Here is a 26,981-nt window from a genome sequence, read left to right as displayed (position 1 = left end):
GAAGCGCACGCGTCGCGCGCGCTTCACGCGAGACCCGTCGCTACTTCTGCTCCTTGCTGCCGTAGCGTTTCTGCCAGTCTTCGAGAATCGACTGGCGGTTCTTCGCGGACCAGACGAAATCGTTCTTCACGAGCAGTTGCGGATAGTTGTCGGGAATGCCCGACAGTTTCTTTGCGACACCCGGATAGGCCACGATCGCCCACCATTGCGCGGTGATTTCGTTCGCCTGACGGCTGGCCATGAAGTCGGCGAGTTTCTTCGCTTCTTCGGGATGCTTCGTCGTCTTCATGACGCCCGTCGCTTCCATGTCCCAGCCGAGTCCCTCTTTCGGAAAGATCAGGTCGATGGGCGCACCTTGCGCCTGTAGTTCATGACCGCGGAATTCGAACGAGATGCCGATCGGAAATTCGCCCGTGCCCGCGAGCGTGCAAGGCTTCGAGCCGGAGTGCACGTATTGCGCGACGTTCTTGTCGAGCGCGTCCATGTACTGCCAGCCTTTCTCGTCGCCGAAGGTTTGCAGCCACGACGTGACATCGAGATAGCCCGTGCCCGACGACACCGGGCTCGGCATCACGATCATCCCTTTGTAGACAGGCTTGGCGAGGTCTTCCCACGAGGTCGGCTTCGGCAGATGGCGCTTTTCCGCTTCGACGCGGTTGTAGCAGATGGTCGCGCCCCACACGTCCATGCCGACCCAATGCGGCGGCGTGTTGCTGTCGCTGTATTTGCGCGTCAGGGCGTCGAAGTCCTTCGGCTGATACGGCATCAGCATGCCTTGCAGGTCGAGCAACGTGAGGCTCGATGCGGCAAGTCCAAGCACGACGTCGGCGCGCGGGTTGCTCTTTTCTGCGAGCAGCTTGGCCGTGACCGCGCCCGTGGAATCGCGCACCCAGCGGATCTCGATGTCGGGGTTCGCCTTTTCGAAGGCGTCCTTGTACGGCTTCATCGCCTCGTCTTCGAGCGCGGTGTAGACCAGCAATTGCGTCTTCGCCTGTGCGGCCTGGGCAGCGCCGAACATCACCGACGCCGCCATCACACAGCGCGCCGCCACCTTCAGAAATCCCTTGCAACCGTTGAATCCCGCTCCTTCCTTCATTTCCAGACCCCTTGATGAGTGGCGTCGCGGCCAGCGACGGAAACGGCCAGAACTGCGACATGCGGCATCGACTACTGCGGCCCCGAGGAGACTTCTTTGTTGTTGTCTGTTGTTGACAATCTACAAAGTGTCAATTTTAATGTCAAGTATTGCCGCACAATGCCACACAACGCCACATCATCAATTCCCGGATTACCCTGGTCAAAGGAGAAGCGAATGAGCACATCCCCTGCATCCGTCGAAGTGAACGGCCGCCGCTACAACTGGATGCGCAGGCCCGTCGTCGTGGTCTGTGTGGACGGCTGCGCCTACGAATATCTGGAGATGGCCGCCGCGGCGGGCGTCGCGCCCTTCATCGGCAAGCTGTTGAAGCCGGCCACCGCGCTCAAGGGCGATTGTGTGGTGCCGAGCTTCACGAACCCGAACAACCTGTCGATCGTGACGGGCGTGCCGCCCGCCGTGCACGGCATCAGCGGCAATTACTTTTTCGATCGCGAGAGCGGCACCGAGGTGCTGATGAACGATCCGAAGTACCTCGTCGCGCCAACCGTGCTCGCGCGTTTCGCGGAGGCGGGCGCGAAGGTTGCCGTCGTCACAGCAAAGGACAAGCTGCGCCGCCTGCTCGGCAAGGGCCTCAAGGGAATCTGCTTTTCATCGGAGAAAGCGGATGAGGCTTCGCTCGAAGAAAACGGCATCGACGCTGTGCTCGAACTCGTCGGCAAGCCGGTGCCGAGCGTCTATAGCGCCGAGCTGTCGGAGTTCGTGTTCGCGGCGGGCGTGCGTCTGCTGGAAACACGCGAGATCGATCTGATGTACCTGTCGACCACCGATTACGTCCAGCACAAATGCGCGCCCGGCACGCCCGGCGCGAACGCCTTCTATCAGATGATGGACGGCTATCTGCAACGGCTCGACGAGCTGGGCGCCATCGTCGCGATCACGGCCGACCACGGCATGAACGCGAAACACAACGAAGACGGCGAGCCGAACGTGATCTATCTGCAGGAGCGCTTCGACGAATGGCTCGGCAAGGACCAGGCGCGCGTGATCCTGCCCATCACCGATCCCTACGTCGTGCATCACGGCGCGCTCGGTTCGTTTGCGACGGTGTACCTGCCCGAATCGGCGGATATCGATGCATTGCGCAGCAAGCTCGCGGCCGAACCCGGCATCGAACTCGTGCTGACCAGCGAAGAAGGCTGCGCGCGGTTCGAGTTGCCGCCCGCGCGGATGGGCGACCTGATCGTGATTTCCAGGCGCGACGTCGTGCTCGGCACGCAACGCATCCGGCACGACCTGTCGGGGCTCGATGCGCCGCTGCGCTCGCACGGCGGCCTCGCCGAGCAGAGCGTGCCGCTGATCTTCAGTCAGCCCGTCGCGAAGTCCGCCGCGCAACGCGCGCGGCTGCGCAACTTCGACGTCATCGATATCGCACTCAACCATCTCCAGTGACGAGGACACGTTCATGAACGCTATTGCAGACACGACGAAAGCACAGGCGCAGATTCGGCACGAAGCGTTGCGGATCGATGGCGAGAAGATCTGGCGCGATGAAGTCATCGAAGTGCGCAGTCCGTATGACGGCGCACTGGTCGGCACGGTGCCGAAGGCGACACTGGAAGACGTACGCCGCGCATTCGCCGTCGCGCGCGCCTATCGCCCCACGCTCACGCGTTACGAGCGTGCCGCGATCCTGCGGCGCGCGGCGGACGCGGTACGGGCGCGCACGCAGGAGATTGCTGCCGTCATCACGGCAGAAGCCGGTTTGTGCATAAAGGATTCGACGTACGAAGCAGGACGTGTCGCCGATGTGCTCGTGTTCGGCGCAGGCGAAGTGATGAAGGACGACGGCCAGATCTTCTCGTGCGATCTCACGCCGCACGGCAAGAAGCGGCGTGTCTACACGCAGCGCGATCCGCTGCTGGGTGTGATCTCGGCCATCACGCCGTTCAATCATCCGATGAACCAGGTCGCGCACAAGATCGTGCCGTCGATTGCGACCAACAATCGCATCGTCGTGAAGCCATCGGAGAAAGTGCCTTTGTCGTGCTACCTGCTGGCCGACATCCTTTACGAAGCGGGCCTGCCTGTGCAGATGCTTCAGGTGGTGACGGGCGACCCGGCCGTGATCGCGGATGAACTGATCACGAATCCCGCGATCGATCTGATCACCTTCACGGGTGGCGTGTCGATCGGCAAGTCGATCGCGTCGCGCATGGGTTATCGGCGGGCGGTGCTGGAACTCGGCGGCAACGATCCCATCATCGTGATGGAGGATGCCGATCTGGACGAAGCCAGCACGCTTGCCGTTTCGGGCTCTTACAAGAACTCAGGGCAGCGCTGCACCGCCATCAAGCGGATGCTGGTTCATGAAGCCGTTGCCGATCGCTTCACCGACCTCGTCGTCGACAAGACGCGCGCGTGGAAATACGGCAATCCCGCCGATGCATCGGTCGATATGGGCACTGTGATCGACGAAGCCGCCGCGCGCTTCTGCGAGCGCCAGGTCGACGATGCGCTCGCGCGCGGCGCACGCCTGCTGGCGGGCAACCGGCGCGACGGCGCGCTCTATGCGCCCACTGTGGTCGATCGCGTGACGCCGGATATGCCGCTCGTCAAGCACGAAACCTTCGGCCCCGTGTCGCCGATCATGCGCTTTGGCAACATCGACGAAGCGATCCGCATGTCGAACAGCACGGACTACGCACTGTCCTCGTCTATCTGCACGAACCGCTTCGACTACATCACACGTTTCATTTCGGAACTCGAGGTGGGCAGCGTCAACGTGCGCGAGGTGCCCGGCTACCGCCTCGAACTCACACCCTTCGGCGGCGTAAAGGATTCCGGCCTAGGCTATAAGGAAGGCGTGCAGGAGGCGATGAAGAGCTTCACCAATACCAAAACCTATTCGCTGCCGTGGTGAACATCTGAGGATTGACGCGTCTGCATGGCTGGCACGCAGTTCCATATAGGAGGCAAATATGCACATAGGCGTTCCAAAGGAGATCAAGAATCACGAGTATCGCGTCGGTCTCACGCCGTCGTCGGTACGTGAGATCGTCGCGCACGGACACACGGTGAGCGTCGAAACGGGAGCGGGCGCGGGTATCGGCGCGTCCGACGACGCATACCGTACGGCTGGCGCGCAAGTGGCGCTGAATGCCAAGGCGATATTTTCGGCAGCCGACATGATCGTCAAGGTCAAGGAGCCGCAACCGCGAGAGCGCGCGATGCTGCGTGAAGGGCAAATTCTCTTCACTTATCTGCACCTCGCGCCCGATCCGGAACAATGCGCCGATCTCGTGAAGAGCAACGCGGTCTGTATCGCCTACGAGACCGTGACACAGCGCGGCGGGGGATTGCCGCTGCTTGCGCCGATGTCGGAAGTTGCGGGCCGCATGTCGATCCAGGCGGGCGCTTTCTGTCTGGAACGCGCGCACGGCGGCAGGGGCATCCTGCTTGGCGGCGTGGCGGGTGTGCCCTCAGCGAAAATCGTGATCCTCGGCGCGGGTGTGGTCGGCAGCAATGCTGCGCAGATGGCCGTCGGCACGGGCGCACAGGTGGTGGTGATCGACCGCAACGTCGATGCGCTGCGGCGCATGGACCGGCTGCTGGGCGCACGAATGATCACCGTGTATTCGAATCAGGACAATATCGAGCAGCACGTGCTCGATGCCGACCTCGTGATCGGCGGCGTACTCGTGCCGGGCGCTGCTGCACCCAAGCTCGTCACGCGCAAGATGGTCGAGAAGATGCGCGCGGGCTCCGTCATCGTCGACGTCGCGATCGACCAGGGAGGTTGCTGCGAAACCGCGAAGCCGACCACGCATGCGGAGCCGACGTATCTGGTCGACGATGTCGTTCACTACTGCGTCGCGAACATGCCGGGTGGCGTGCCCCACACATCCACTTATGCGCTGAACAACGCGACACTGCCCTTTGTCCTGTCGATCGCAGACAAAGGGTGGCGCAAGGCGCTCACCGACGACGAGCATCTGCGGCGCGGCCTGAATGTGGCGTTCGGCAAGGTGACCTGTCCTGAGGTCGCTGAAGCACTGGGCTACGTCTGCGAAGACGCAGGCGTCATCGCCGCTGAATAGGCATGGTGTAGAGAGGACGCGTGGCCGGTTTATCCGGCCGCGCCTCCGCGCCTGCACGTCGACGCGGTGCATGGATTCGTTCCTGTTGATACCGGATGTGACGGATAACGGCCGCGCGCCGCCGCGACTGATTACAATCAAGCGCGCCGCACCTTTCAACCGTTCACCGCCGAACGGTTTGCCGTCGACCCTCATCACACGAAGCCATGAACTCAGACGATCTCGAGCTGTTCGCGCGCGTCGCAAAAACGGGCAGCATCTCGCGCACCGCGATGGATCTCGGCGCCAACCAGTCGACCGTCAGCCGCCGCATCGGCATACTCGAGGCCGAACTCGGCGTGCGCCTGTTTCGTCGCAGCGGCCGCGGCGTGGGGCTGACTGAACACGGCGAACAGTTGCTCGGCTATGCGCTCGCCATGGAGAAAACGCTCGACGAAGCGCGCATCGCGATGCAGGACAGCGGCAAGCGCGGGCCCGCGACACTCTCCATCGCCGCACAGCCCACCATCGCTCGCATCATGTTCGGCAGGCTCGGGCATCGGCTGAAAGCGCGCTCTGCCGGCACGCGGATTCGCTTCGTCGAAGGACTGGCGACGCATATCCTCGGCTGGCTCAACGACGGCGATGTCGATCTCGCCGTCATGTACGTGCCCGAGCATCCGGGCGCGAGCCAGTTCGATACGCTGCTGTCGGAACAGGTGTGCCTCGTGACACCAGCCGCATCGTCGCTGCCGGACGGTCCTTTTGCCGTCAGCGGGCTCGCTGGCGTGCCGCTAATCTTGCCTAGCACGCATCACGGCTTGCGCGTACTGGTGGAATCGCTGGCGGCACGACACGGGTTCACGCCCAACATCGCGCTCGAATGCGATGGCTCCATCTCGATCACCAAGCGTCTCGTGATCGAGCAGTGCGGTTCGACTGTGTTGCCAGCGGCTGCCGTGGTCGAAGAGGTGGCGTCCGGACGCGTGCGGTGCTTCCCGCTAACGGACCCTGAGGTGCAGCGCGAAGTCGCGCTTGCCTGGCCGCAGAACCGCGTGATGCCGGAGGGCGTCTGGCATGTCGCGCAGATGATCCGCGATCTCGCTGCCGATCTTTCCGCCGACGGCAGCTGGCCGAACACGACGTTGCATCCGGCCAGCAATGCGTAAAACGGCTGCGCGTGATTGGCCCGCCCGGCGAGCGTGATCGTGCATCGTTGCGCCGGCAACGCGTGCCGGCGCCCTGCCCGTCGTCACTGAGCCTGGTCGCGCACCAGTTGACCGTCCACCAGCCTCCAGATCCCATGCGGATTGTCCGCCTGCAGCGCTTCGGGCAACAGCGTATCCGGCACGGCCTGATAGCACACGGGCCGCAGGAACCGGTCGATTGCCGATGCGCCAACCGATGTCGTACGGCTGTCCGACGTCGACGGGAATGGTCCGCCATGCACCATCGCATAACTGACCTCGACGCCTGTCGGGAAGCCGTTGAACAGCACGCGCCCGGCCTTGCGTTCGAGTGTGGGCAGCAGCTTGCGCGCGAGCGCGTGGTCGTCGTCGTCGAGTTGCACCGTCGCTGTCAATTGCCCGGACAAGCGCCGCAGCACACGATGCAACTCGTCGAAGTCGCGGCACGCAATCACGAGCGAACTCGGACCAAACACTTCGTCTTCGAGCGATTCATCGGCGAGGAAGCTTTCTGCGTCCGTGCGCAGCAACGCAGCGACGGCCTCGTAAGCGCCGCTCGCCGGCTTGCCCGCCGCGAGTTTTGCAACGCCGCTGCGCGTCGCCAGACGCTCGACGCCACGACAGTACGCACCATGAATGCCCGGCGACAGCATCGTCGTCGCCGGCTTCGCGATCAGCGCTTCGACAGCCGCTGCGCAAAACGCGTCGAACGCGGGGCCTTCGATCGCGACAACAAGACCAGGATTCGTGCAGAACTGTCCCGCGCCGAGCGTCAGCGAGTCGACGAAATCGCGTGCGATGGCAGCGCCGCGCGCTCCGAGCGCCGCGGGCAGAAGCACGACAGGATTGATGCTGCTCATTTCCGCGTAGACGGGAATCGGCTCGCGGCGGCTCTGCGCGATCCGTTGCAAGGCGAGGCCGCCCTGCCGCGAGCCCGTGAAGCCAACAGCCTGGATCGCGGGATGACGCACCAGCGCTTCGCCGATCGCGATGCCGTCGCCGAGCACCATCGAGAACACGCCCTCGGGCATGCCCGTGTCGAGCGCGGCCTTTGCAATCGCGCGCGCGACCAGTTCCGACGTGCCCAGATGCGACGGATGCGCCTTCACGACGACGGGACAACCGGCAGCCAGCGCCGAAGCCGTGTCGCCGCCCGCAACCGAGAATGCCAGCGGAAAGTTGCTCGCGCCAAACACGGCCACCGGGCCAAGCCCGATGCGCCGCAGACGCAGATCGGGCCGCGGCTGCGGCGTGCGCTCCGGTTGCGCCGCATCGATCACAGCGCCGTGCCAGCGGCCGTCCCGCACGAGGCTCGCGAACAGCTTCAGCTGACCGACGGTCCGCATGCGCTCGCCTTCGAGACGCGGCAGCGGCAAGCCCGTTTCCAGATGGGCGCGCTCCGTCAGCACCGCGCCGAGATCGACGATCGCTTGCGCGATGGCATCGAGGAACTGCGCGCGCTGTTCGTCGGGCAATTGCCGATACGCATCGAACGCCTCTTCGGCCAGCGTACAGGCGCGTTCGACGTCGTCGCTAGTCGCCGCGCCGAACGCGGGCTTGAGGCGCTCGCCCGAGGCCGCCGCAATCGCGTACACGTCGCCGCCGCGCGCCTTGAATGCGTGCTGACCGATGATCAATTCGCCACGGATTTCCATCGTCGGCCTCATGCTGCGTTCAGGCGGTTGGTCGGTGTGATCTGCCGGGGATCGGTGACGAGTTCGATCAGCGCCGCGACGCCCGCCTTCTGCGCGCGCTCGAACGCGGCAGCGAAGTCCTCGGTGCGCTCGACGCGTTCCGCGTGAGCACCGAACGACTTCGCGAACGCGATGAAATCGGGATTCTCAAGCCGTGTTGCCGAAACCCGGCCCGGATATTCGCGCTCCTGATGCATGCGGATCGTGCCGAGCATCCCATTGTTCACGACGATGACAATGAGCGGCGCACCGAACTGCACTGCCGTCGCCAGTTCCTGCGGATACATCATGAAGCAGCCATCGCCCGCGAAGCAGACGACGCTACGCTTCGGGTCACGCAGCGATGCAGCGATCGCGGCAGGAAAGCCATAGCCCATCGCGCCGTTGGTCGGCGCCAGTTCCGTAGCGGGCTGGCGGTAGCGATAGAAGCGATGCACCCAGACCGTATAGTTGCCCGCGCCGTTCGCGATGACGGCGTCGTCGGGCAACACTTCGCTCAGGTGACCGACAACCTGCGCGAGATCCACACCCGCGATTTCCGCCGATGGCGCGGGCGGCGTCGAATGGGCGACGTAGTCGGCGCGCGCGTCCGTCGTCCACTGTTGCCAGGCTTGCGAAGCGACCGGCGCGATGCCGTCGAGGGCCAGCGCGAACTCGCGCAGACCAGCGTTGATAGGCAGACGCGCCTGATAGACGCGGCCAAGCTCCTGCGGATCGGGATGCACGTGAATCATCGTCTGCTTTGGCGTCGGGCTTTCGAACACCGTGTAGCCCGACGATGTCGTTTCCGCCAGCCGCGAGCCGACGACGATCAGCAGATCCGCAGCGCGCGCGCGTTCCGCGAGCTTCGGCGACACGCCAAGTCCCAACTGGCCGACGTAATGCGGATCGCGGTTGTCGAACAGGTCCTGGCGGCGGAACGATGCCGCGACGGGCAGATGGTTCGCGACGATGAAGCGCCTGAATGCGGCCGTCGCGTCGGCATCCCAGCCGGTGCCGCCGACGATCACGAGCGGACGCGACGCGCGTTCCAGCAGCGCGCGCAATTCGCCAAGCGCAGCAACGGAAGGCGCGGCCTGAACGACACGCGCCACGGGCGCATCCGCGACGGTTGCCGAGCCGAACAGCACGTCCTCGGGCAGCGCGATCACCACGGGGCCCGGACGGCCCGACATCGCAATGCTGAACGCCTTCGCCATGATTTCGGGAATGCGCTCGATGCTGTCGATCTCCGTCACCCACTTCGCGATGCCGCCGAACATCTGGCGGTAATCGACTTCCTGAAACGCGCCGCGACCCATGAAACTCTGTTCGACCTGGCCGATGAAAAGAATCATCGGCGTCGAGTCCTCGCTGGCAGTGTGCACGCCGTTAGCGGCATGCGTCGCGCCCGGCCCGCGCGTCACGAAGCAGATGCCGGGGCGGCCCGTCAGCTTGCCGTACGCGTCGGCCATGTTGGACGCCGCGCCTTCGTGACGCGTCGTGATGGTGCGAATGCCGTGCGCGTCGTGCAGCGCATCGAGGACGGCGAGATAGCTTTCGCCCGGTACGCAGTAGACGGTATCGACGCCATTGCTGGCGAGCGCGTCGACGAGAATGCGGCCGCCGTTGCGCGGTTGTCCATGGTCAGACATGAGATTCAAGCTCCATATTGCGGGTTTCCGGAAGGAACACGGCGACGATCAGAACGAGCACGTACGACAGGGCAGCCCATATGCCGATCGACTTGGCGAGGCCCAATGAGGCGCTCGTGATGCCGACGGCTGCCGGGACGAGCGATCCGATGCCGCGCCCAAAGTTGTACGAGAACCCGCCCGCCGACGCGCGGATCTCCGCGGGGAAGAGTTCAGTGAAACAGGCGCCCATGCCTGAGACGATGCCCGACTGGAACAGACCGAGCGGGAAGCCGAGGATCAGCAGCGTCGTCATGGGCAGTTGCAGCCGCGTGTAGGCCAGCACCGTGAGCGCCGCGCCAAGTGCGGACAGCGCGAAGGTCCAGCGTCGTCCGATCGCGTCGCTCAGATAGGCCATGCCGATGTAGCCGCAGAACGAACCGAAGATGTTGACGCCGAGATAGAGCGTCGTGAGATTGACCGTCAGGCTTTGCGTCTCGCGCAGATACGTGACGAGCCACGTGAGAATCGTATAGTTGCCGCCGAGCGCGCCCGCCGCCATCAGCGAAGCGAGCAGCGTGCGCGACAGCACGTTCGGCGCGAAGATGCGCGCGAAAGTACCGAACGAATTGCTGTTCTTGCGGAAGGTCGCGGCAGCCTGGAAGGCTTCCGATTCGTCGATGTTACGACGCATCCACAACACCAGCAGACCCGGCAGCAGACCGATCAGGAACAGCACGCGCCACGCCATATGTTCGGGCAGCAGACCGAACAGGCTCCAGTACGCGAGCGCGGCAAGCGCATAGCCCACGGGCCAGCCGCTTTGAACCGTGCCCACCGCGCGTCCGCGAATGCGCTTGTCGACGACTTCGCCGATGAGGATCGCGCCCGCCGCCCATTCGCCGCCGAAGCCGAGCCCTTGCAGGCTGCGCGTGATCAGCAGTTCATGAAAGCTGTTGGTGAACGCGGACAGGCCCGTGAAGAGGGAGAACCACAAGATTGCCAGCTTGAGCACGGCGACGCGACCGATCCGGTCGGCCAGCACGCCCGCAATCACGCCGCCGATCGCCGACGACACCAGCGCCGAGGTGCCGATCACGCCCGCCTGCGCCTTCGTCATGCCCCAGGCCGTCAACAACGTGGGGATCACGAACGCGAAGAACTGCACGTCCATGGCATCGAGAACCCAACCGAGAAAACACGCCCAGAAGGTGCGGCGCTGGGCTGGCGCCATGGTGCTGTACCACGGTTGCATGTGGCTTATCTCCATCAGGCAGAGGCCTGTCGTTGTTGTCGCTGTCGGTCTTTGTCGAGATGCCGTCGCGGCTGGATTCCGTGCTGGAATCACGCGAGGCACGCGAGTTGGCGTCCAGGGATTATGCGGTTGCAGTCGTGCCTGCTCATTGCAGGCAGTGCATACCAGCTATGCTTCTCGTGGCGGGAAAGAGGTACATGTCGCGTGTCGCGATGCAAAAGGCGACGCTGCGAGCGGATGCAGACAGGCCTCGGCATTCCCGCCGAGGCCCGATGACGGACGGGGGCAAGTCCCGTCACGCGATGGCTGGGCGGGGTCCACCGCCGCCCGAAGATCAGACTTAGGCCGTTGCACCGACCCTGAAGATCGACACGGCGTCGCTGAGTCCGCGTGCCTGATGAGCCATCGATTGCGCGGCCGCCGAAGCCTGTTCGACAAGCGCCGCGTTCTGCTGCGTGACCTGATCCATCTGATTGACCGCGGTGTTGACCTGGCCGATGCCCGTGCTCTGTTCCTCGGACGCCGACGAGATTTCCCGCAGGATGTCGTTGACGCGCGCGACGTCGCGAATGATCGCGTCGATCGTGCCACCCGCGTCCCGCACGAGCGTCGCGCCTGTATCGACGCGCGACGTCGCTTCGCCGATCAGGCCGCGAATCTCGCCGGCGGCCGTCGCAACCCGCTGCGCGAGCGTACGGACCTCCGACGCGACGACGGCGAAGCCACGGCCCTGATCGCCTGCGCGCGCCGCTTCGACGGCTGCATTGAGAGCGAGAATGTTGGTCTGGAAAGCGATGCTTTCGATCGTGCCAATGATCTCGTTCATGCGCGACGAACTGGACGAAATCCCCTGCATCGTCTCGACTACGCGGCCGACCACTTCGCCGCCGCGCTGCGCCGTGTCGGACGCCGTGCCCGCGAGCTGCGTGGCACGCTTCGCGTTGTCGGCGTTCTGCCGCACGGTGGCCGTCAACTGCTCCATGCTCGAAGCCGTCTCTTCGAGCGACGCGGCCTGTTCCTCGGTGCGTTGCGACAGATCCGTGTTGCCCGCCGCGATCTCCTGCGCGGCCGTGTCGATGGCGCTTGCGCCCTCCCTGACCGTGCCGATCATTTCAACGAGCTTGCGCTGCATTGCCTGAAGGCCACTCATCAACTGGCCCATTTCGTCATGGGAGCGGACTTCGACGCGCGCGGTCAGGTCGCCGCTTGCAATCGCCTTGAAGTGAGCAAGCGCTTCCTGTAGCGGCCCGCCGATCGCGCGTTGCAACGAACGCCATGCGAGCGCAGCGGCGATCAGCGCGAAGGCGACGCCCGCGACGGCAATCGTCACGAACCAGTCGAAGCGCGCTTGCGCCCGTTCGTAGGTCGTGGCGGCGACGGAAGCCTGCTTCTTCTGCAGCGTGTCGATGCCGCCCGTCACATCCTGATAGAGCGCCGAGGACGAATTCTGCACGGCGCTCTTGATGCTCGCGCCGTCACGCGTCGCGATGGCCTGGAAGATCGGCTCGTAGCCGTTTGTCACGAGGTTCTGAAGCTTGCCGTTCAGTTCGTTAGCCTGGCTCGCTTCGGCGTCGTCGGCGAAAGGCAGCTTGCGATAGGCGTCCCACGCCTTGCGCGAGTTCTCCAACTGGTCTCGCGCGTTCTGCGCGAACTTCTCTACGTCAGGGACATCGGGATTGAGCGCGATGCGGAACAGCCAAAGCCGCGATCTTGCCAGCGCGACACTCGCTCCACTGAGCTTGCGGGATGAAGAAAGCTGGTCGGAATACAGGTTCTTGAGGTCGCCGTTTGTCATATTGACACCGACGATACCCATTGCGCCTCCCGCGATCAGGAGAACACCGAGAAAACTCATCGCCAGCGCAAGGCGGGCACGGATCGTAATTTTTTGGAACATATTGCCAGGCAGTCACGTTAAGCGTGCAGAAAGGAATTAGCCAAGGCTCTCGCGAAGACCGTGAGGCCCTGATACGAATTACGGCTCATCGACTGGGAACTTGAGCCGGTCTTTGTCACCGTGAATTACCACTCCTCTCCGCATCTGCGTGACCTGACCCGGTCTCGCCACGGGGAATTATGCCGAATCGTGATTTAACACGCGTGAATCAGAATATTCTTTCAATTGCCATTCATTTCCATTGGGCGTATTTAACAATTCACCACGCAACAATTGCCGAGCGATTTAAACATTTTCATTCGATATTTCAGCGCGCCTGAAGAGAGCGGCAAATCACCGTAAAATAGCGCGGCCAGATAAAGCGCTTTCACGTATATCAAGCCGCCGCGGGAGCTAACTAGTAAATCCGTATCGATATCATTTCGATACCGGAAATGCCCCGATTGGGCACCGATCCTATCGGGTCTTCACGTCGCGCTGCGGCTGCACCAGGGCGCCCGCGCTTTCCATCGATTTCTGAAACTCCATGCGGCGCGAATCCGCGATCGCCCGCGGATCAAACTTCTCATCGAGCATGACGCCCCAGATCTTGCGCATCTGCATGCCGATATTCCCCGCGTCATACAAGGGAAAGACAGCGGCTTCGCGCAGGAATTTTTCCATCGGATGCTGCTTGTCGAGCGCATTGACACCCATCACCTGAAGCGCCCGAAAAACCGTGGTGAACAGTGTCTCTCCGCAAAACACCTTCGCCATCGCGCCGACGGCATGTCCGTCGGAATCGAACAGATCCATGTAGTGCGCGGATTTCCACGAGAACGCGCGACACGCTTCGATTTTCATCGCGATATCCGCAAGCATGTAGCCGACCGCCTGGTGGTGGATCATCGGCATGCCGCCACCGGCGCTGCGCGTCTTCGACCACTGCAACGCGAACTCATAAGCCGATCGTGCGACGCCGACGGCCGCGATGGCGGCAACCGGTCCCGACCATGTGAATGCCTTGCTGATGACGAGATCCCCATCGCCAACGGCGAAGATGTTTTCTTCGGGAACGCGGCAGTCAGTGAAGGTGATTGCATTGTTCTGACACAAGCGATGACCTAGCTTGGAGATCGGTTCACCATAACTGACACCCGCCGTTCCTCTCGGAACGATGATCGCGCTCAGTCCTTTTTGCCCGCCCTTTTCAGCGTCGGTGCGGACGATGCACACGTTCACGTCCGCGCCCATCAAGTCCCATCCTCCTGCGTTGCACGGCCAATACTTCTTGCCGTTCAGCACATACTCTCCCCGCGCCTTGTCATGCGTCGCGACAAGTCCGATACCTGCCGGACGCGCGCCGGGATGATCGAAGTTCGCCGTCCCCCCGGTCTCATCGACCGGCTCGCTCACGGTCCATCCGGCGATGTACTCGCCGCGCGGATCGCTCGTTGCCTGTACGAGCCACTTTTTCTTTTGAGCTTCCGAGCCGAACCAGACAAGCGGCATGAGGGCGAGACCGTTCACGAGCAGCACGGTTGCGAACCCGGGATCGACTGCCGTTATCTCCTCGGCGACGATCTGCAGATCCAGATTGCTGATGCCTCCGCCTCCGTATTCACGGGGCAGGAAACCGGTAGCAAAGCCAAGCTTGTAACACTCCAGGTAAGCGCCCTTCATCAATACGAAGGCTTTTTGCGTGTCCCGCTCTTCGTCCGCTTTCTTGACCAAAGGCTGGAGAATTTCCAACGAGAATTCGCGGGCGTTTCGCTGCAACTTTTGTTGCGCGGCAGTCAAAGTGAAATCGATCGACATGGCAGGAACTCGAAATTTTTCAGGTTGCCAATCGGCGCGTCGCGCCGCCACATTTCATCGAAGCATAGTGCGCGGGGTTGGTAGACAGCAAACTGCATCATTCCCGTGTGTGCGCAACAAGTGCACGTGCGACCTAGCCGGTTGCTGCCATGGGCCTCTGAAAATAGATGGACTCATCGTCCATGGCCGCGCGCGGGTTGAAGCTTTCATCCGCGAGGACACCTTTCACCCGGCTCCGCTGCATAGCCATGTTGCCGCCATCGAAGATCGGCAATAACGCGGCATCGTGGAGATTTCGATTAAAGCTGTATCGGTTGTCGACGTTATGCACGCCGACGATCTGCATGCATTTGAATACGCAATCGAACATCGTTTCCGTAACATTGATCTTGCACATCGCACCGAAAATTTCCGCGTGATGATCGTGCTTGTCCAGGTAGTCCGCGGCACGCCACGCGAAATAGCGGGCAGATTCAATCTTCGCTGCGACCTCACCCAGCACATAGCCCACATGCTCGAATTGCCTGATAGGTGGAAGTGATCGGCCCGAATATCGCTTCGAAAATCGCAGCGCCACTTCATAGGCTGAGCGTGCAACGCCGGCCGCCGCAATCGCTGCCACAGGACCGAACCACGCGAAATTCCGGTTGACGACCAGATCGCCCCTGCTTTCAGTCCCGCGAAGCAGGTTTTCGGCGGGTACGGCTGCGTTGTCGAATTCAATGAGCGCGTCCGTTGAGGTTCGATAAGCCTTGTGCGCCGGGAAACCGCAGCTCACGCCGGCCGTGCCGCGCTCCACGACGATTGCCGACAGCCCTCTCATGCAGCCAATCTCCCCGCCCGTGCGGGCGATGACGATCTGTGAGTTCGACCCCCGGCCATCCCATCCCGCAGCCGATGACCACTTTTTCCGGCCATTCAGGACATAGTGATCGCCGCGAAGCGTCGCCGTCAGTCCGATGCCGGCGGCCGTCAGTGGGTTGTCGAAGCTTGTTGCAGCACGCGTCGCGGCAGGCGGTTCGGCCGCCGTCCACGCGGCGAGATATTGCTCGTCGGAATCCGAGGTGGCGGCGCCTACAAATCGACGCTTTTGCGCTTCGTCTCCATACCAGACAATCGGCATCAATCCGAGTCCGTTACACAGCACCGTGCAGGCAAAGCCCGGATCGATTGCGGAGATCTCCTCGGTAGCGATCGTGAAGTCCAGACAGGACAGGCCCGCGCCGCCGTATGCCGAAGGCAGCATCGCAGTGGCAATACCCTGACGATACGCTTCGATGTACGCAGGCTTGCGCCTGACAAATGCGCTGATCAGATCGAGTTCCCGGTCGGCGTCGGGAATCATTGACGCTAGAACAGATTCAGAAAATTTGCGTGCCTTCATCTGCACCGCTTTCTGATGGGCCGACATCGTGAAATCAATTGTCATCTGGCGCCTCCTTGAAGAACCGCAGGCAACAATGGGTTGCTGCGCGACTCGGAGTGGGTCGGTGACATCAGCATAGGCAGGGCTTTTGACGTCATCAATTGTCAAAAGTGTCGAAAGCCGGGACTGTTACAAATTTGTTTTCAGTCCGCGCGTACCTCATCTGGCGGGGCGTCTGCGGCGCGAAAAGCAGGCATGCGAGCGCATGATTTGGTGCGAGCCCGAGCCATCAGGCAGGCGTGGTGATCAACGGCAAAGACGTGACTACCGGTTGCGACCGGAAGAGATGCTAGGCGAACGGCTTGAAGCGAAACCGGCAGGTATCGCTGCCGCGTTGCATGCAGGTCTGGTGCTCGACCTCCGTTCCCATCAGACCGGACAGGAACCCAATATCGAAGCGGCAAACTTCAGGGTAATCCTTCGTGAGATCGTGATACACGCAATTCGTGCATTCCACCCGCGGCAGCTTCGACGCGCCTTCCGGATCGATTTCCGCGGCGCGAAAGCCCGCTTCGTTCATGATCGCGACTGTCTCCGTGATCCGCTCGGAACGCGTCTTCCCCACCAATCGCGGGATCAGGCTTGCCGAGGTCTTCATGCCCAGATCGAACATATAGCGATCGAGTCGCTCGGGACCCAGCTCGCTGCGAAGCGTGGACACCAGCAGGGCCGAAAACCACGAATACTGTTTAGGGAACTGGTTCGTCCCTTCCTGAGTCAGGATGTAGGTCTGAACCGGTCGTCCCCCGGTTTTTCGCGGCGAGCCCTTCTGAATGAAATTGCGGCGTTCCAGCGCAATCAGATGCTGATTGACGGCGGTCCTGCTGATGCCGACTGCCGCGATGATTTCATCGACCGTCATACCGTTCTTGTGTTCGAGGAGCTGGTCCAGAATCCCTTGCCGGGTGCCGGACATCGGATCGGTAGCCATAACGTTGGGGGGCGTAATGAAGGGCGGCGCATAGCCTCAAACAAGAATACACCCCTCATCACGGCGATACCAATCGGGATTCATGTCAAAAGGTGCTCGAACAGATTTTGGCAACAGCCATGTCAAGACGGCCAACAGGCTGTCCCTTCCACCCGCTGGGTTAACAGCGTCCGCCGTAGAACCCTGACGGACGCGCATTCAGGCCACGTTAAATCGCTCGATACTCCGGCGAGTACGCCACCGACCTGATGTGTCCGACGAGATCATCGGGCCTTTCGACACGCGCGAGACCATGATCGAAGATGTACTTCGCGACCACGGCCGCGACATGCGTCGATGCCTCGAAGATACGGCTTTGCGGCGGGTAGATCAGGCCTTTTTCGAGGCTTTCGTCGCTGACCTGCTCGGCCACCGCTTTAGCCGCGACGATGAACATTTCCTCCGTCACGCGAGTGGCCTCCGTGGCAAAAACCGCCATGCCCATCGCGGGGAAAATATAGACGTTGTTGCCCTGCCCCGGTACGAAATGACGACCTTCGATCTGAACGGGCCCAAACGGGCTCCCGCTCGCGAAGATGGCCTGGCCTTTCGACCATCGGTACGCTTCCTCGGCGGTGCATTCGGAGCGCGAGGTCGGATTGGAGTACGGAAAGATGATCGGCCGTTCGTTAAGTTCGCTCATCGCTTCGATCACCGGCTGGCTGAAGAGCTTGGGCACGGTGCTGACGCCGATGATGCCCGTAGGCTTCAGCGCCCGGACGGCATCGACGAAAGCGTCGATGGGCGCGTGATCGATTGCGAAGACTTTCTGGAAATCGGCGAGGTCGGTGCGCGACTGCACCATCAGCCCGTTGACGTCGAACAGGTTGTTGCGCTTGCGAGCCGAGTCGATGTCGAGGCCCTCCAGCACCATCGCCTCGCTGATCAGTTCGGCGATACCCGTTGCCGCCGATCCTCCGCCGAGAAACAGAAAACGCTGGTCGGTCAGCTTCTGCTTCGAGATACGCAGCGCGGCATAGATGCCTGCCAGCGCGACGGCGGCCGTGCCCTGGATATCGTCGTTATAGGTGCACACCTGGTCCCGAAAGCGCGCGAGCAAGGGCACTGCGTTGAAGTTGGCGAAGTCTTCCCACTGGATACAGCACTTCGGATAAACGTCCTGCACCGCGTCTACGAACTCATCGACGAATGCATGATAGTCGTCGCCGCGCACGCGCTCGTGTTTCAAGCCGAGATAGAGGGGATCTTCGAGCAAAGCGACATTGTTCGTGCCGACGTCCAGTGTGACGGGCAGGCAATGCATCGGCGGCACGCCTGCGCAGGCGGTGTACAGCGCGAGCTTGCCGATCGGAATACCCATGCCGCCGACACCCAGATCGCCCAGCCCGAGAATGCGTTCCCCATCCGTCACCACGATGAACCGTACGTCCTGTTCGGGCCAGTTGTGCAGCAGTTCTTTCACGCGGCCGCGCGCGTTGATGGGGAGATAAAGACCGCGCGTGGCCCTGAACACGTGATCGAACTTCTGGCAGGCCTCGCCGACGGTCGGCGTGTAGACGATCGGCATGTAGGTCGCCGGATCGGACATCAGGAGCGCGTAGAAGAGTGTCTCGTTGCGCGCCTGCAAATCGGACAGGAACAGGTAGCGCTGCAGATCGTTGTCGAGTTGCGCCAGTTCGGCATGCGTGCGTGCGATCTGCAGTTCCAGCGTATTCACACCGGGAGGCAGTAATCCTTCGAGGCGGTACTTCTGACGCTCTTCCTGCGAGAAACCGGAGCCGTGATTGAGTCGTGGATTGTGCAGAACGTCATAGCCGTAGGCCTGTGTGGACATGATCGTTTCCTTCCTGACGTGAGCGGACAGTTTCACGAAGACGTCGATTCAGACCACTTGCGTCATGACCGACGTGGCAGTGGTGACACCCGGCAGGTATGGCGGTTTCAAAAGCACCGGCCGGCGGCGTGCATGGGCGCGATGAGTTTCGGCGCCAGGCGCCCTCTCCCGAATGACACTCCATCTGTCGGGAGACGGGCTCGCTGACCGTAAGTGTAGACAGGGTTCGAGATTTGGTCCGCGAACGTACACGGCAGTCATTCGTCTGCGTAATCGCCGGTCAAACATCAGATGCTTTGCACGCCGGTTCGCTATGGCGATGCAGATGGGATCGCTGAGAACCGTTTTTTCGCGCCCGGATAGCCGATGTATCGGGAACGGATCGGCGTGCTGTCGCGTGTGCCCCAGCCGCCTACACCTTGGCCCCAACCCGTCCGCGCTTCTTCGCCTCGGACGTCGACGCCGCTGGCGCCGCCTCTGCGGGTGCGCGCTTGAAAAGCGGCGAACTGAGTGTCGCCGCGCCCATGTCCGCCGCAGCGCTCAACAGCGAAGGCGCGAGCTCCTTCAGACGCGACTCCGGCAACCGGCTCGTCGGCCCTGCAAGACTCACGATGCCCACCACCTCGTCGGTGACGGGATTGCGCACGGGTGCGGCAATCGAAGTCATGCCCGCCTCGTACGTCTCGATCGCAACGCCATAGCCGCGTTGGCGCGCGCCGTTCAAATCCTTGAGGAATTGCTGAATGGTCTTCGGCGCACGCGGCGCATTGAGCGATTTCGGGCCAAGGCCGCCCTGTTTCGACACCAGCTCGATTGCACGTTCGTCCGACAGCGTCGATAGCCACGCCTGTCCGCTCGCGGTGCAATGCAGCGGAGGCTGGCTGCCCATGTCCGGGTCGTAACGCAACCCCGACTTCGCGCCCTGCGCCTTGCCGACAAACGTAATGTGGTCGTCCTCGACCACGCCCAGGCGCGCCAGCTCACCCGAGCTTTCCGCAAGCCGGTCGAGCACCGGCTGCGAAATATCGGACACGCCACTCGTCGACAGATAGATCAGCCCCAGCGATACCAGCTTCAGCGCAAGCATGTACTCGCCGTGGTCTTCGTCCTGCCGCACGAAACCTTCGTCGATCAGCATCGACAGCAGACGGTGCGTGCCGCTGCGCGGAATGTTCAGCGTGTCGGCGATGGCCGCGAGCGGCATGCGGCCGCCATTCTTCGCCAACAGTTCGAGCACTGCCAGCGCCCGCTCCAGATTGCCTGCCATAGTGCACTCTCATTTAGACCGTATCGTGCAAATGAGAACATGATTCCATAGTGGAATTCAAGCAGTTTCGCATGTCCTTCGCTGCGGGCGGCTAACAATCAGTGCCCGCGCTCACGTCGCTGTCGCGTAGGCCTGCTCGATCACCGCGCGCGTCGCCTCATGCAGGCGGCGCGCGCGATCGACAGCGCGGGTCGTCTTCGCCCAATGCTGCGTCGGTACTTCGACGCTCACCGGCAAGTGCTCGGGCAACGCGCGCAAAATGCCGCCGAGATCGAGACCGCCCTCGCCCGGAATCATCCGTTCGCAACGCGCCTGAAATAACAACGTATCGAGATCGGTGGGACGCTCGGCGGGCGCATCGCAGAACTGCACATAACCGAAGTACTCGCGCGGCAATGCGCGCAATGCATCGAGCGAATCTGCCGCACGGTCGAAGTGAATCGGATCGATGATGAGGCCCGTGTTGCGCTTGCCGCTCGCTTCGACAATGCGCGCGCCCTGCGCGATGTTCTTCACATCGGTCCACGGCATCGGCTCGAGCGAAGGCGTGAGGCCGAGCGGCGCCGCGATGTCGCACAGCTTGCCGAGCCGGTCGGCCATGCGTGCTTCGTCGGGGTCGTTGCCGGCTACGAGCACATAGCGTGCGCCGAGTTCGGCGGCTGTTTCGAGCATCGGCTTGTACGACGCCACGTCGGTATCGGGCTTCAGCCGGACAATCTCGACATCGAGCACGCGCATGCCCGTGTCCTTCAACACCGCGAGCGTCTCGCGCTTGAGCGCCGTATCGCCGACGATTTCATGCCGCACTTCGTGATCGGTCGCAGGCAGCAGACGCAGGCCGACAAAGTCGTAGCCTGCATCAACCGCGCATTGCACCATTTGCGGCGGCGTCAGTTCCAGCACAGTCAGCGCCGACAGCGATAGCGCGCGCGCATGAGCCTGAGTCATCATGTCTCCTTTATCCAGTTCGTATCCTGCGTTGCGTACACCGTTCAGCGCAGCGGTGAAAACGGCGCGGGCACGTAGATCGTCGACTCCATCGTCGTCAGATGCGCGGGTCCGCCCTTCGGCGGCCAGATACCGTCCTTCACCGCTTCCGCGCGAATGCGCGAGCGCTCGTCGACGCCCGCATACGGCCAGATGTTCAGAAAACGCGGCACGGTGCCGTCGAGCGAATACATCGCGCCGATCAGCGGGGAACGCTTCGTGCGCTCGGGCACGGCCTTTTCCCATGCGTCGATCGTATGCTGCAGGCTCGCGAGCTTCGTGCCATAGACGCGCATCTCGTAGATGCCGCCATGCACGGCCGGTTCGATGGGCGGCAGGAACGGAAAGAGCGCGTAGCTCTCCACCTTCACGTCCTCGACGAACTCGCCGCAGCCGAACGGATTGCCTTCGAGCAGCAGACGCTTGCGCTCGTTCACGAGCGCCGCTTCCGACTCGAAGCCGCGCAGCACCATCACCTTGCCGAGCGCGCCGATGTCCGAATACCAGCAGCCGAGCAACGTCGAGCCGGGCTGATTGCCGCTCGCCTTGATGCTTTCGAACACCTGCGCGTTCGTGCCGATTTTTACCGTGAGCGTGACTGTGTCATAGAGTGTCATTGCGTGGTTCCTTGATGTGAACTGGAAGAGCCGGTGCGCGTCGAAAGCTGCGCTGCACCGGCAAGAGAAAGTCCCGCGAGATAGCCGAATGTCATCGCCGGGCCGAGTGTGATGCCACCGCTCGGATAGCAGCCGCCCATCATGCTCGCGCTGTCGTTGCCGACCGCGTAGAGGCCGGGAATCGCGTAGTCGTGGCGATCGAGCACGCGGGCGTGCGCATCGGTGGCGAGGCCCGCGAACGTGCCGAGGCTGCCCGGCAGCAACTTGACGGCGTAGAACGGTCCGTTTTCGATTGGCGCGAGACAGGGATTCGGCTCGTGCGTCGGGTCGCCCTGCACGCGGTTGTACGGCGTCGAGCCTTTGTGAAACTGCGGATCGAAGCCGTCTTTCGCATACGTGTTGTGGGCGGCAACCGTGTTCTCCAGGCCCTGCGCATCGATGCCGCACGCGGCGGCGAGTTCAGCAAGCGTCTCGCCTCGCTTCAGATAACCCGAACGCACGTAGCTCGAAACCGCAAACGGAAAAGGCTTCGAAAAACCGAGCCCATAGCGGCGCTGAAAACGGTGATCGCAAATCAGCCAGGCACAAACCTCTTCACCACGCGGCGTCGTGCCCAGCAACGCGGACATGAAGTCGTGATACGACGATGCCTCGTTGACGAAGCGCTGTCCCGCGCGCGTGACGGCAATCACACCCGGCTTCGCGCGTTCGATCAGATGCGCAAACGGCACATCGCCGCCGCGTTGCGGCACGAGCGAAACGGGCGCCCAGGCTGCCGGCGCATCGAGCGCATCGTTGAAGCGCCCGCCAATCGATTCTCCCAGGCGGATGCCGTCGCCCGTATTCGCGCGCGGCGCCGCCGACCAATGTTCGTTGCCCGAAGGCGTATAGGCAAACGTGTGTGCGCGCCGCGCGACATCATGTGGAAAGCCGCCGCATGCGAGCACCACGCCGCGCGACGCACGCACTTCGTGCACCACGCCGTCGATCTCGACGCTTGCGCCCGTGACGCGCGCGTCATCGCGCAACAAACCAATTGCCTTCGCGCGCGTGCGCAGATCCACGTTGCGATCTGCCGCCGACTTCAACAGGCGCGCCACCAGCGCATTACCGTTGACGAGATGCATCGAGCGTCCATGACGCAGCTTTTGCCACGCGAACGCAGCCAGCCGCCGCGTGACGTAAAGCGCGGACTTCACGGAGCGCGTCGCGCGATAGAAGTGCGCGAGGTCCTGCCCCGACGCCAGCGCCATGCCCTTGATCGTCATCACCGACAGCGGCTCCCGCAGCTTGTGGATCAACGGACCCAGTTCCCTGCCGTCGAACGGCATCGCGCACACTGAGCGACCGCCCGTCGCCGCGCCGGGTGTCGTGTGGAAATCGGGAACGCGATTGCCGTCGACGAAGCGCATCGCCGTGTGCCGCTCGAAGAACTCGATCATTTCGGGTCCGCGCTCCAGCAATGCGTCCGCCTTGTCCGCATCGAACTGCGCGCCGAGTTCGCTCTTCAGATACGTGCGCGGCGCGTCGATGTCCTCGCAGATGCCCGCGCGCGTCGCCAGCGGATTGCGCGGAATCCACATCCAGCCGCCCGACCACGCGGTCGTGCCGCCGAATACGTCTTCCTTCTCCGCAACCATCACGCGCAAGCCCTGCGCCGCCGCCGTCACGGCAGCCGACAACCCGCCCGCACCGGAGCCCAGCACCAGCACATCGCATTCCAGTATCGCTTCACGCTTCATCTTCGGCTCTGCTCTTTCAGAAACTATGGAACTAACTTTCTTTGTGGAATACTATTCCACAAATTGCGATCTTGCAAAGTTTTTGTGACGATGAGGAGAAGGGACATGCGAGTACTGGTAACGGGTGGTAGCGGCTTTCTGGGCGCGTGGATCATGCGGCGGCTGCTTGCGCACCGCATCGAATGCGTTGCGTTCGATCTGCAGGCGAAGCCGCAATTGCTGCATGCGCTGTCGCCGGAACAGGCGGACACGGTCCAATGGCGAACGGGCGATATCGCCCAAGCCATCGACGTTGCGCGCGCGCTGGACGGCTGCGATGCCGTGATTCATCTCGCGGGCATCCTCACGCCCGATTGCGCGGCCAACCCGGTGCGCGGCGCGCAGATCAATCTGATCGGCACGCTGAACGTATTCGACGCAGCACGCGCGGCGGGTCTGCAGCGCGTGCTCTATGCGAGCAGCGCCGGCGTGTTCGGCCCCGACGACGGCGCGACGCCGTATCCGCAAACGCACTACGGCGCATTCAAGCTCGCCTGCGAAGGCTCGGCGCGCGCGTACTGGAACGACCACGGGATCGCGAGCGTCGGCTTTCGCCCGCTGGTCGTCTATGGCGCGGGACGCGAGACGGGATCGAGCGCCGGTCCGAGCCTCGCGTGCCGGGCGGCCGCGCGCGGCGAGCGCTACACGATGCCGTTCACGGGTTCGACTGGTTTCGTGTATGCCGACGACGTCGCCGCCGCTTACGAGGCAGCCTTGCTGCGTGACGTGGAAGGCGCCCATGCGTTCACGCTCGCAGGAGAGATCGCTTCCGTGCAGACGGTGATCGACGGAATTGCCTCGATCGTGCCGGGCGCGCGCATCGATGCCGCTGGCGCTGCGCTGCCCATCGCGACTGCGTTTCCGCACGATCCCGCCCTGGAACGCCTGTTGCCGGGCCTGCCGCAGACCTCGCTCGAAGCAGGTCTGCGGCAGACGGTAGCGTTCTACCGTCACACGCACGCCGTACAACACTGACGATAACCCGACCTCAAAGCGCCGACGCGACGGGCCCGCGCGCCGCCACGGCCCGATGCATCGCGAGCGTCGCGGCCAGCGTGCGCGCGGCGTCCTCGACCGAACACAGTGGCGCTTCCTCACGCGCGATCACGGCGGCGAAGTGGCGCAACTGCTCGTGATACGGATCGGCGCTATGCGGCGTGCTGCGCTCGACGGTCAACGGTTCGTGCCAGCCTTTGCGCGAGCGGTATTCCCACAGGTCGAGTTGCGGCAGCGTGAGCGACGCATCGGTGCCGATCAGAAAATGCGTGTTCACCTGCTGGCGCGGATAGTGCGCCGCTTCGCCCGCCGCAAGGTCCCAGTTCCACGGCGCGGCCGCGCAGTCCGAAACGGCGAGTGTGCCAAGCGCGCCGCTAGCGAAGCGCAGCAACACGGCAGCCGTATCTTCGACCTCGAAACCACGCACCGCATTCGACGTCAGCGCCTGCACCTCGACGATCTCGCCGAGTAGAAATCGCATGATGTCGATGTCGTGGATCAGATTGATCAGCACGGGGCCGCCGCCCGCGCGCCGCCGCCATTCGACGTCGAAATAGGCGTCGGGCTTGTAGAACGTCGCGAGCGCATTCGCGGTGACGGGCGTGCCCAGCCGCCCGGACACGACAATTTCCTTCGCGCGCCGCAGGATCGGATTGTGCCGTCGATGATGCCCCACGAGCAGCGGCACGTTCGCGTCGCTGGCTGCGCGGCTCAGCAGTTGCGCCGCTTCCACATCATCGGCAACGGGCTTTTCGATCAGCGCGGGAATGCCGCGCGCGATGCACGCGAGCCCCGCGTCGACATGCGTCGCATTCGGTGTCGCGACGATCGCGCCTTCGGGGCGTACTTCGTCGAGCATCGGCGTGTAGTCGGCAAACCAGCGCAGCCCTTCCTGACGCGCGAATTCGCGCGCGGCAGCCGACGGGTCCGCAATCGCGACCACTTCGGCCTGCGGGTGTAGCCGCGCCCGCTCCACGTGCATCCGTCCGATTGCGCCCGCGCCGATCACCGCCAAACGTCTCCTTGCCATTTCCTTCCTCTCCTCAGGTTGAACACAGGGGTTATTCAAGGGCTTCCAGGTGAATACCCGGATTTTATGAAATACACTTTAATTGTTGAATACTATTCCAATTCAAACTACAGTTCATCAAAAGTTTTGATCGTCGAAAGTTTGCGAACGGATACGGACAGGAGCGGAGAGACATGAAGGACGAACACAAGCAACGCAAGAACCACGAAGCGCAGAGCGCGCCCGACAGCGCGGGCATGACGCGGCGCGCGTGGCTCGCCACCGCGGGCAAGACGCTCGCAAGCGGCGCGGCCGTGCTGGCGGCGCCCGCAATCGTGCGCGCGCAAGGCGAGCAGCCGCTCAAGCTGGGCCTGCTGATGGCCAAGCAAGGCGTGTGGACCGAGCAGGGCGAAGTGATCGCGAACGGCGTGAAGATGGCGCTCGACGATGCGAACAACAAGGCGCGCGGCCGCCGCGTGGATCTGGTCTGGTACGACGAGCCGAATCCCCAGTCGGCGCAGCAGAACATGCAGAAGCTGATCGAGCAGGACAAGGTCATCGCTGTGATCGGCGGCACGAATAGCGGCACGTCGCTGGCAATGTCTTCCGTTGCGGCCCGCACGAAGACACCCTATATCGCGCCCAACGCCGCCGCGCGCGAGCTGACGGGCAGCAGCTGCAACCCGTACACATTTCGCGTGCTCAGTCCGACGCCCGTCACGTGCCGCGCGCTCGCGCCGTCGTTGCTCGCGATCGGCAAGAAGTGGCACTTCCTCGTTGCGAACTACGCGTATGGGCAGGATATCCAGCGCTCGATGTCCGAGTTGCTGAAGCAGTCGGGCGGCACGATCGCGGGCGCAGATGTGACGCCGCTCAACACCACCGACTTCAGCTCATTCATTCTGAAGATCCGCCAGTCGAAGCCCGATGTCGTGCTGCTCGGCCTGCCCGGCGGCGATCTCTCGACCTTCCTCAAGCAGTACGCGGAAATGGGCATGAAGGACAAGATTCCCGTTGCCTGTCCCATCATCGGCGATTCGGATCTGTGGTCGATCAACGTGGATGCGGCAACCGGCTTCTACGGAAAGCCGTGGCACTACAGTTCGCCGGGCCATTCGCCCGAAGAACTCGCGTTCATCAAAAAGTACACGGCGAAGTACGGCAAGCCGCCCGCCGACAAGGCGTGGATCGGCTGGTTCACGACGCGCGCGCTGCTCGCGGGCGTCAACCAGGCGAAGAGCACGTCCGGCCCGGACATCGTGCAGAGCCTGGAGACCGTGCAGTTCGGCGACAGCAGCGGGCCTGCCTATTTCCGCCCATGGGATCACCAGATGCTGCGCCGCTGGACCGTCTTCAAGGTGAAGGACCACATCACCGACAAGTGGGACTGGCTCAACCAGGTGTCGGCCGTCCCGCAGAACCCTGCCGAACTCGACAGCCTTTACGGCACGAAACAGGAAATCGGTTGCACGATGGCCGCGCGGTAGCGCGCGGCGAATTCTGCTGCGGCGTCGG

General features: G+C 62.9%; 20 protein-coding genes. 6 read left to right on the top strand and 14 right to left on the bottom strand.

Annotation, left to right across the window (positions count from 1 at the left end; translation table 11 throughout):
* Positions 1-40 precede the first annotated feature (40 nt).
* Complete coding sequence (locus SB822_RS18660; RefSeq protein WP_407671916.1) at positions 41-1,033, bottom strand: putative 2-aminoethylphosphonate ABC transporter substrate-binding protein; 993 nt, start codon at positions 1,031-1,033, stop codon at positions 41-43.
* 279 nt (positions 1,034-1,312) lie between these two features.
* On the opposite strand from SB822_RS18660, the gene phnA reads away from it, so the two are divergent.
* The 4 genes from phnA to SB822_RS18640 all read left to right on the top strand — a co-directional run bounded on the left by phnA (position 1,313) and on the right by SB822_RS18640 (position 6,344).
* Positions 1,313-2,548, top strand: coding sequence for a phosphonoacetate hydrolase (phnA, locus tag SB822_RS18655; RefSeq protein WP_410855362.1), 1,236 nt, complete (start codon positions 1,313-1,315; stop codon positions 2,546-2,548).
* Positions 2,549-2,561: 13 nt separating this feature from the next.
* Entirely contained in the window at positions 2,562-4,019 is a 1,458-nt protein-coding gene (gene phnY, locus SB822_RS18650) for a phosphonoacetaldehyde dehydrogenase (RefSeq protein ID WP_410855361.1), read from the top strand.
* A gap of 58 nt (positions 4,020-4,077) precedes the next feature.
* A complete protein-coding gene (gene ald / locus SB822_RS18645) occupies positions 4,078-5,196 on the top strand; it encodes an alanine dehydrogenase (protein WP_410855360.1) in 1,119 nt (372 codons plus the stop codon).
* Positions 5,197-5,402: 206 nt separating this feature from the next.
* The gene (locus SB822_RS18640) at positions 5,403-6,344 is read left to right on the top strand and encodes a LysR family transcriptional regulator (RefSeq protein ID WP_410855359.1); all 942 of its coding nucleotides are present in this window, start codon (positions 5,403-5,405) and stop codon (positions 6,342-6,344) included.
* Positions 6,345-6,427: 83 nt separating this feature from the next.
* On the opposite strand, the gene SB822_RS18635 is transcribed toward SB822_RS18640, so the two are convergent.
* The 12 genes from SB822_RS18635 to SB822_RS18580 all read right to left on the bottom strand — a co-directional run bounded on the left by SB822_RS18635 (position 6,428) and on the right by SB822_RS18580 (position 23,422).
* Positions 6,428-8,017, bottom strand: coding sequence for an aldehyde dehydrogenase (NADP(+)) (locus tag SB822_RS18635; protein ID WP_007584183.1), 1,590 nt, complete (start codon positions 8,015-8,017; stop codon positions 6,428-6,430).
* A gap of 8 nt (positions 8,018-8,025) precedes the next feature.
* Positions 8,026-9,690, bottom strand: a complete 1,665-nt coding sequence (locus SB822_RS18630) for a thiamine pyrophosphate-binding protein (protein ID WP_410855358.1) — start codon at positions 9,688-9,690, stop codon at positions 8,026-8,028.
* A complete protein-coding gene (locus SB822_RS18625) occupies positions 9,683-10,924 on the bottom strand; it encodes an MFS transporter (RefSeq protein WP_007732285.1) in 1,242 nt (413 codons plus the stop codon). The genes SB822_RS18630 and SB822_RS18625 overlap by 8 nt, the downstream gene beginning before the upstream one ends.
* A 340-nt stretch (positions 10,925-11,264) precedes the next feature.
* Entirely contained in the window at positions 11,265-12,821 is a 1,557-nt protein-coding gene (locus tag SB822_RS18620; RefSeq protein ID WP_410855357.1) for a methyl-accepting chemotaxis protein, read from the bottom strand.
* Positions 12,822-13,277: 456 nt separating this feature from the next.
* The gene (locus tag SB822_RS18615) at positions 13,278-14,669 is read right to left on the bottom strand and encodes an acyl-CoA dehydrogenase family protein (protein WP_410855356.1); all 1,392 of its coding nucleotides are present in this window, start codon (positions 14,667-14,669) and stop codon (positions 13,278-13,280) included.
* 82 nt (positions 14,670-14,751) lie between these two features.
* The gene (locus SB822_RS18610; protein ID WP_410855355.1) at positions 14,752-16,029 is read right to left on the bottom strand and encodes an acyl-CoA dehydrogenase family protein; all 1,278 of its coding nucleotides are present in this window, start codon (positions 16,027-16,029) and stop codon (positions 14,752-14,754) included.
* A 304-nt stretch (positions 16,030-16,333) separates the two neighbouring features.
* On the bottom strand, positions 16,334-16,960 hold the full coding sequence (locus SB822_RS18605; protein ID WP_410855354.1) for a helix-turn-helix transcriptional regulator: 627 nt from the start codon (positions 16,958-16,960) through the stop codon (positions 16,334-16,336).
* 223 nt (positions 16,961-17,183) lie between these two features.
* Positions 17,184-18,809 carry an NAD-dependent malic enzyme gene (locus tag SB822_RS18600; RefSeq protein WP_410855353.1) on the bottom strand — a complete coding sequence of 542 codons (1,626 nt, stop codon included), beginning with the start codon at positions 18,807-18,809 and terminating at the stop codon, positions 17,184-17,186.
* Positions 18,810-19,221: 412 nt separating this feature from the next.
* Entirely contained in the window at positions 19,222-20,076 is an 855-nt protein-coding gene (locus SB822_RS18595) for an IclR family transcriptional regulator (protein WP_410855352.1), read from the bottom strand.
* A 111-nt stretch (positions 20,077-20,187) separates the two neighbouring features.
* Positions 20,188-21,024, bottom strand: a complete 837-nt coding sequence (locus tag SB822_RS18590; RefSeq protein WP_410855439.1) for a sugar phosphate isomerase/epimerase family protein — start codon at positions 21,022-21,024, stop codon at positions 20,188-20,190.
* Between the two features lie 44 nt (positions 21,025-21,068).
* Positions 21,069-21,680 carry an NIPSNAP family protein gene (locus tag SB822_RS18585; RefSeq protein ID WP_007584171.1) on the bottom strand — a complete coding sequence of 204 codons (612 nt, stop codon included), beginning with the start codon at positions 21,678-21,680 and terminating at the stop codon, positions 21,069-21,071.
* Positions 21,677-23,422: an FAD-dependent oxidoreductase gene (locus tag SB822_RS18580; protein ID WP_079490915.1), complete on the bottom strand. Its 1,746-nt coding sequence runs from the start codon at positions 23,420-23,422 to the stop codon at positions 21,677-21,679. Before SB822_RS18580 ends, SB822_RS18585 begins: the two co-directional genes overlap by 4 nt.
* Before the next feature lie 105 nt (positions 23,423-23,527).
* On the opposite strand from SB822_RS18580, the gene SB822_RS18575 reads away from it, so the two are divergent.
* Positions 23,528-24,436, top strand: coding sequence for an NAD-dependent epimerase/dehydratase family protein (locus tag SB822_RS18575; RefSeq protein ID WP_410855351.1), 909 nt, complete (start codon positions 23,528-23,530; stop codon positions 24,434-24,436).
* Positions 24,437-24,449: 13 nt separating this feature from the next.
* On the opposite strand, the gene SB822_RS18570 is transcribed toward SB822_RS18575, so the two are convergent.
* The gene (locus SB822_RS18570; protein ID WP_410855350.1) at positions 24,450-25,487 is read right to left on the bottom strand and encodes a Gfo/Idh/MocA family protein; all 1,038 of its coding nucleotides are present in this window, start codon (positions 25,485-25,487) and stop codon (positions 24,450-24,452) included.
* A gap of 173 nt (positions 25,488-25,660) precedes the next feature.
* Here SB822_RS18570 and SB822_RS18565 point away from each other — a divergent pair, with 173 nt between their 5' ends.
* Complete coding sequence (locus SB822_RS18565; protein ID WP_114223879.1) at positions 25,661-26,953, top strand: ABC transporter substrate-binding protein; 1,293 nt, start codon at positions 25,661-25,663, stop codon at positions 26,951-26,953.
* Positions 26,954-26,981: the final 28 nt, after the last annotated feature.

Origin of the sequence: Paraburkholderia sp. SIMBA_054 (assembly GCF_046534875.1) — a bacterium.
Lineage (GTDB): Bacteria > Pseudomonadota > Gammaproteobacteria > Burkholderiales > Burkholderiaceae > Paraburkholderia > Paraburkholderia hospita.
This window is presented reverse-complemented; position numbering and strand designations above follow the sequence as displayed.

Coding starts and splice junctions, on each gene's coding strand:
- SB822_RS18660 (WP_407671916.1), bottom strand. CDS start 1,033: ATGGCGGCGTCGGTGATGTTCGGCGCTGCCCAGGCCGCACAGGCGAAG.
- phnA (WP_410855362.1), top strand. CDS start 1,313: ATGAGCACATCCCCTGCATCCGTCGAAGTGAACGGCCGCCGCTACAAC.
- phnY (WP_410855361.1), top strand. CDS start 2,562: ATGAACGCTATTGCAGACACGACGAAAGCACAGGCGCAGATTCGGCAC.
- ald (WP_410855360.1), top strand. CDS start 4,078: ATGCACATAGGCGTTCCAAAGGAGATCAAGAATCACGAGTATCGCGTC.
- SB822_RS18640 (WP_410855359.1), top strand. CDS start 5,403: ATGAACTCAGACGATCTCGAGCTGTTCGCGCGCGTCGCAAAAACGGGC.
- SB822_RS18635 (WP_007584183.1), bottom strand. CDS start 8,017: ATGGAAATCCGTGGCGAATTGATCATCGGTCAGCACGCATTCAAGGCG.
- SB822_RS18630 (WP_410855358.1), bottom strand. CDS start 9,690: ATGTCTGACCATGGACAACCGCGCAACGGCGGCCGCATTCTCGTCGAC.
- SB822_RS18625 (WP_007732285.1), bottom strand. CDS start 10,924: ATGCAACCGTGGTACAGCACCATGGCGCCAGCCCAGCGCCGCACCTTC.
- SB822_RS18620 (WP_410855357.1), bottom strand. CDS start 12,821: ATGTTCCAAAAAATTACGATCCGTGCCCGCCTTGCGCTGGCGATGAGT.
- SB822_RS18610 (WP_410855355.1), bottom strand. CDS start 16,029: ATGTCGGCCCATCAGAAAGCGGTGCAGATGAAGGCACGCAAATTTTCT.
- SB822_RS18605 (WP_410855354.1), bottom strand. CDS start 16,960: ATGTCCGGCACCCGGCAAGGGATTCTGGACCAGCTCCTCGAACACAAG.
- SB822_RS18600 (WP_410855353.1), bottom strand. CDS start 18,809: ATGTCCACACAGGCCTACGGCTATGACGTTCTGCACAATCCACGACTC.
- SB822_RS18595 (WP_410855352.1), bottom strand. CDS start 20,076: ATGGCAGGCAATCTGGAGCGGGCGCTGGCAGTGCTCGAACTGTTGGCG.
- SB822_RS18590 (WP_410855439.1), bottom strand. CDS start 21,024: ATGACTCAGGCTCATGCGCGCGCGCTATCGCTGTCGGCGCTGACTGTG.
- SB822_RS18585 (WP_007584171.1), bottom strand. CDS start 21,680: ATGACACTCTATGACACAGTCACGCTCACGGTAAAAATCGGCACGAAC.
- SB822_RS18580 (WP_079490915.1), bottom strand. CDS start 23,422: ATGAAGCGTGAAGCGATACTGGAATGCGATGTGCTGGTGCTGGGCTCC.
- SB822_RS18575 (WP_410855351.1), top strand. CDS start 23,528: ATGCGAGTACTGGTAACGGGTGGTAGCGGCTTTCTGGGCGCGTGGATC.
- SB822_RS18570 (WP_410855350.1), bottom strand. CDS start 25,487: ATGGCAAGGAGACGTTTGGCGGTGATCGGCGCGGGCGCAATCGGACGG.
- SB822_RS18565 (WP_114223879.1), top strand. CDS start 25,661: ATGAAGGACGAACACAAGCAACGCAAGAACCACGAAGCGCAGAGCGCG.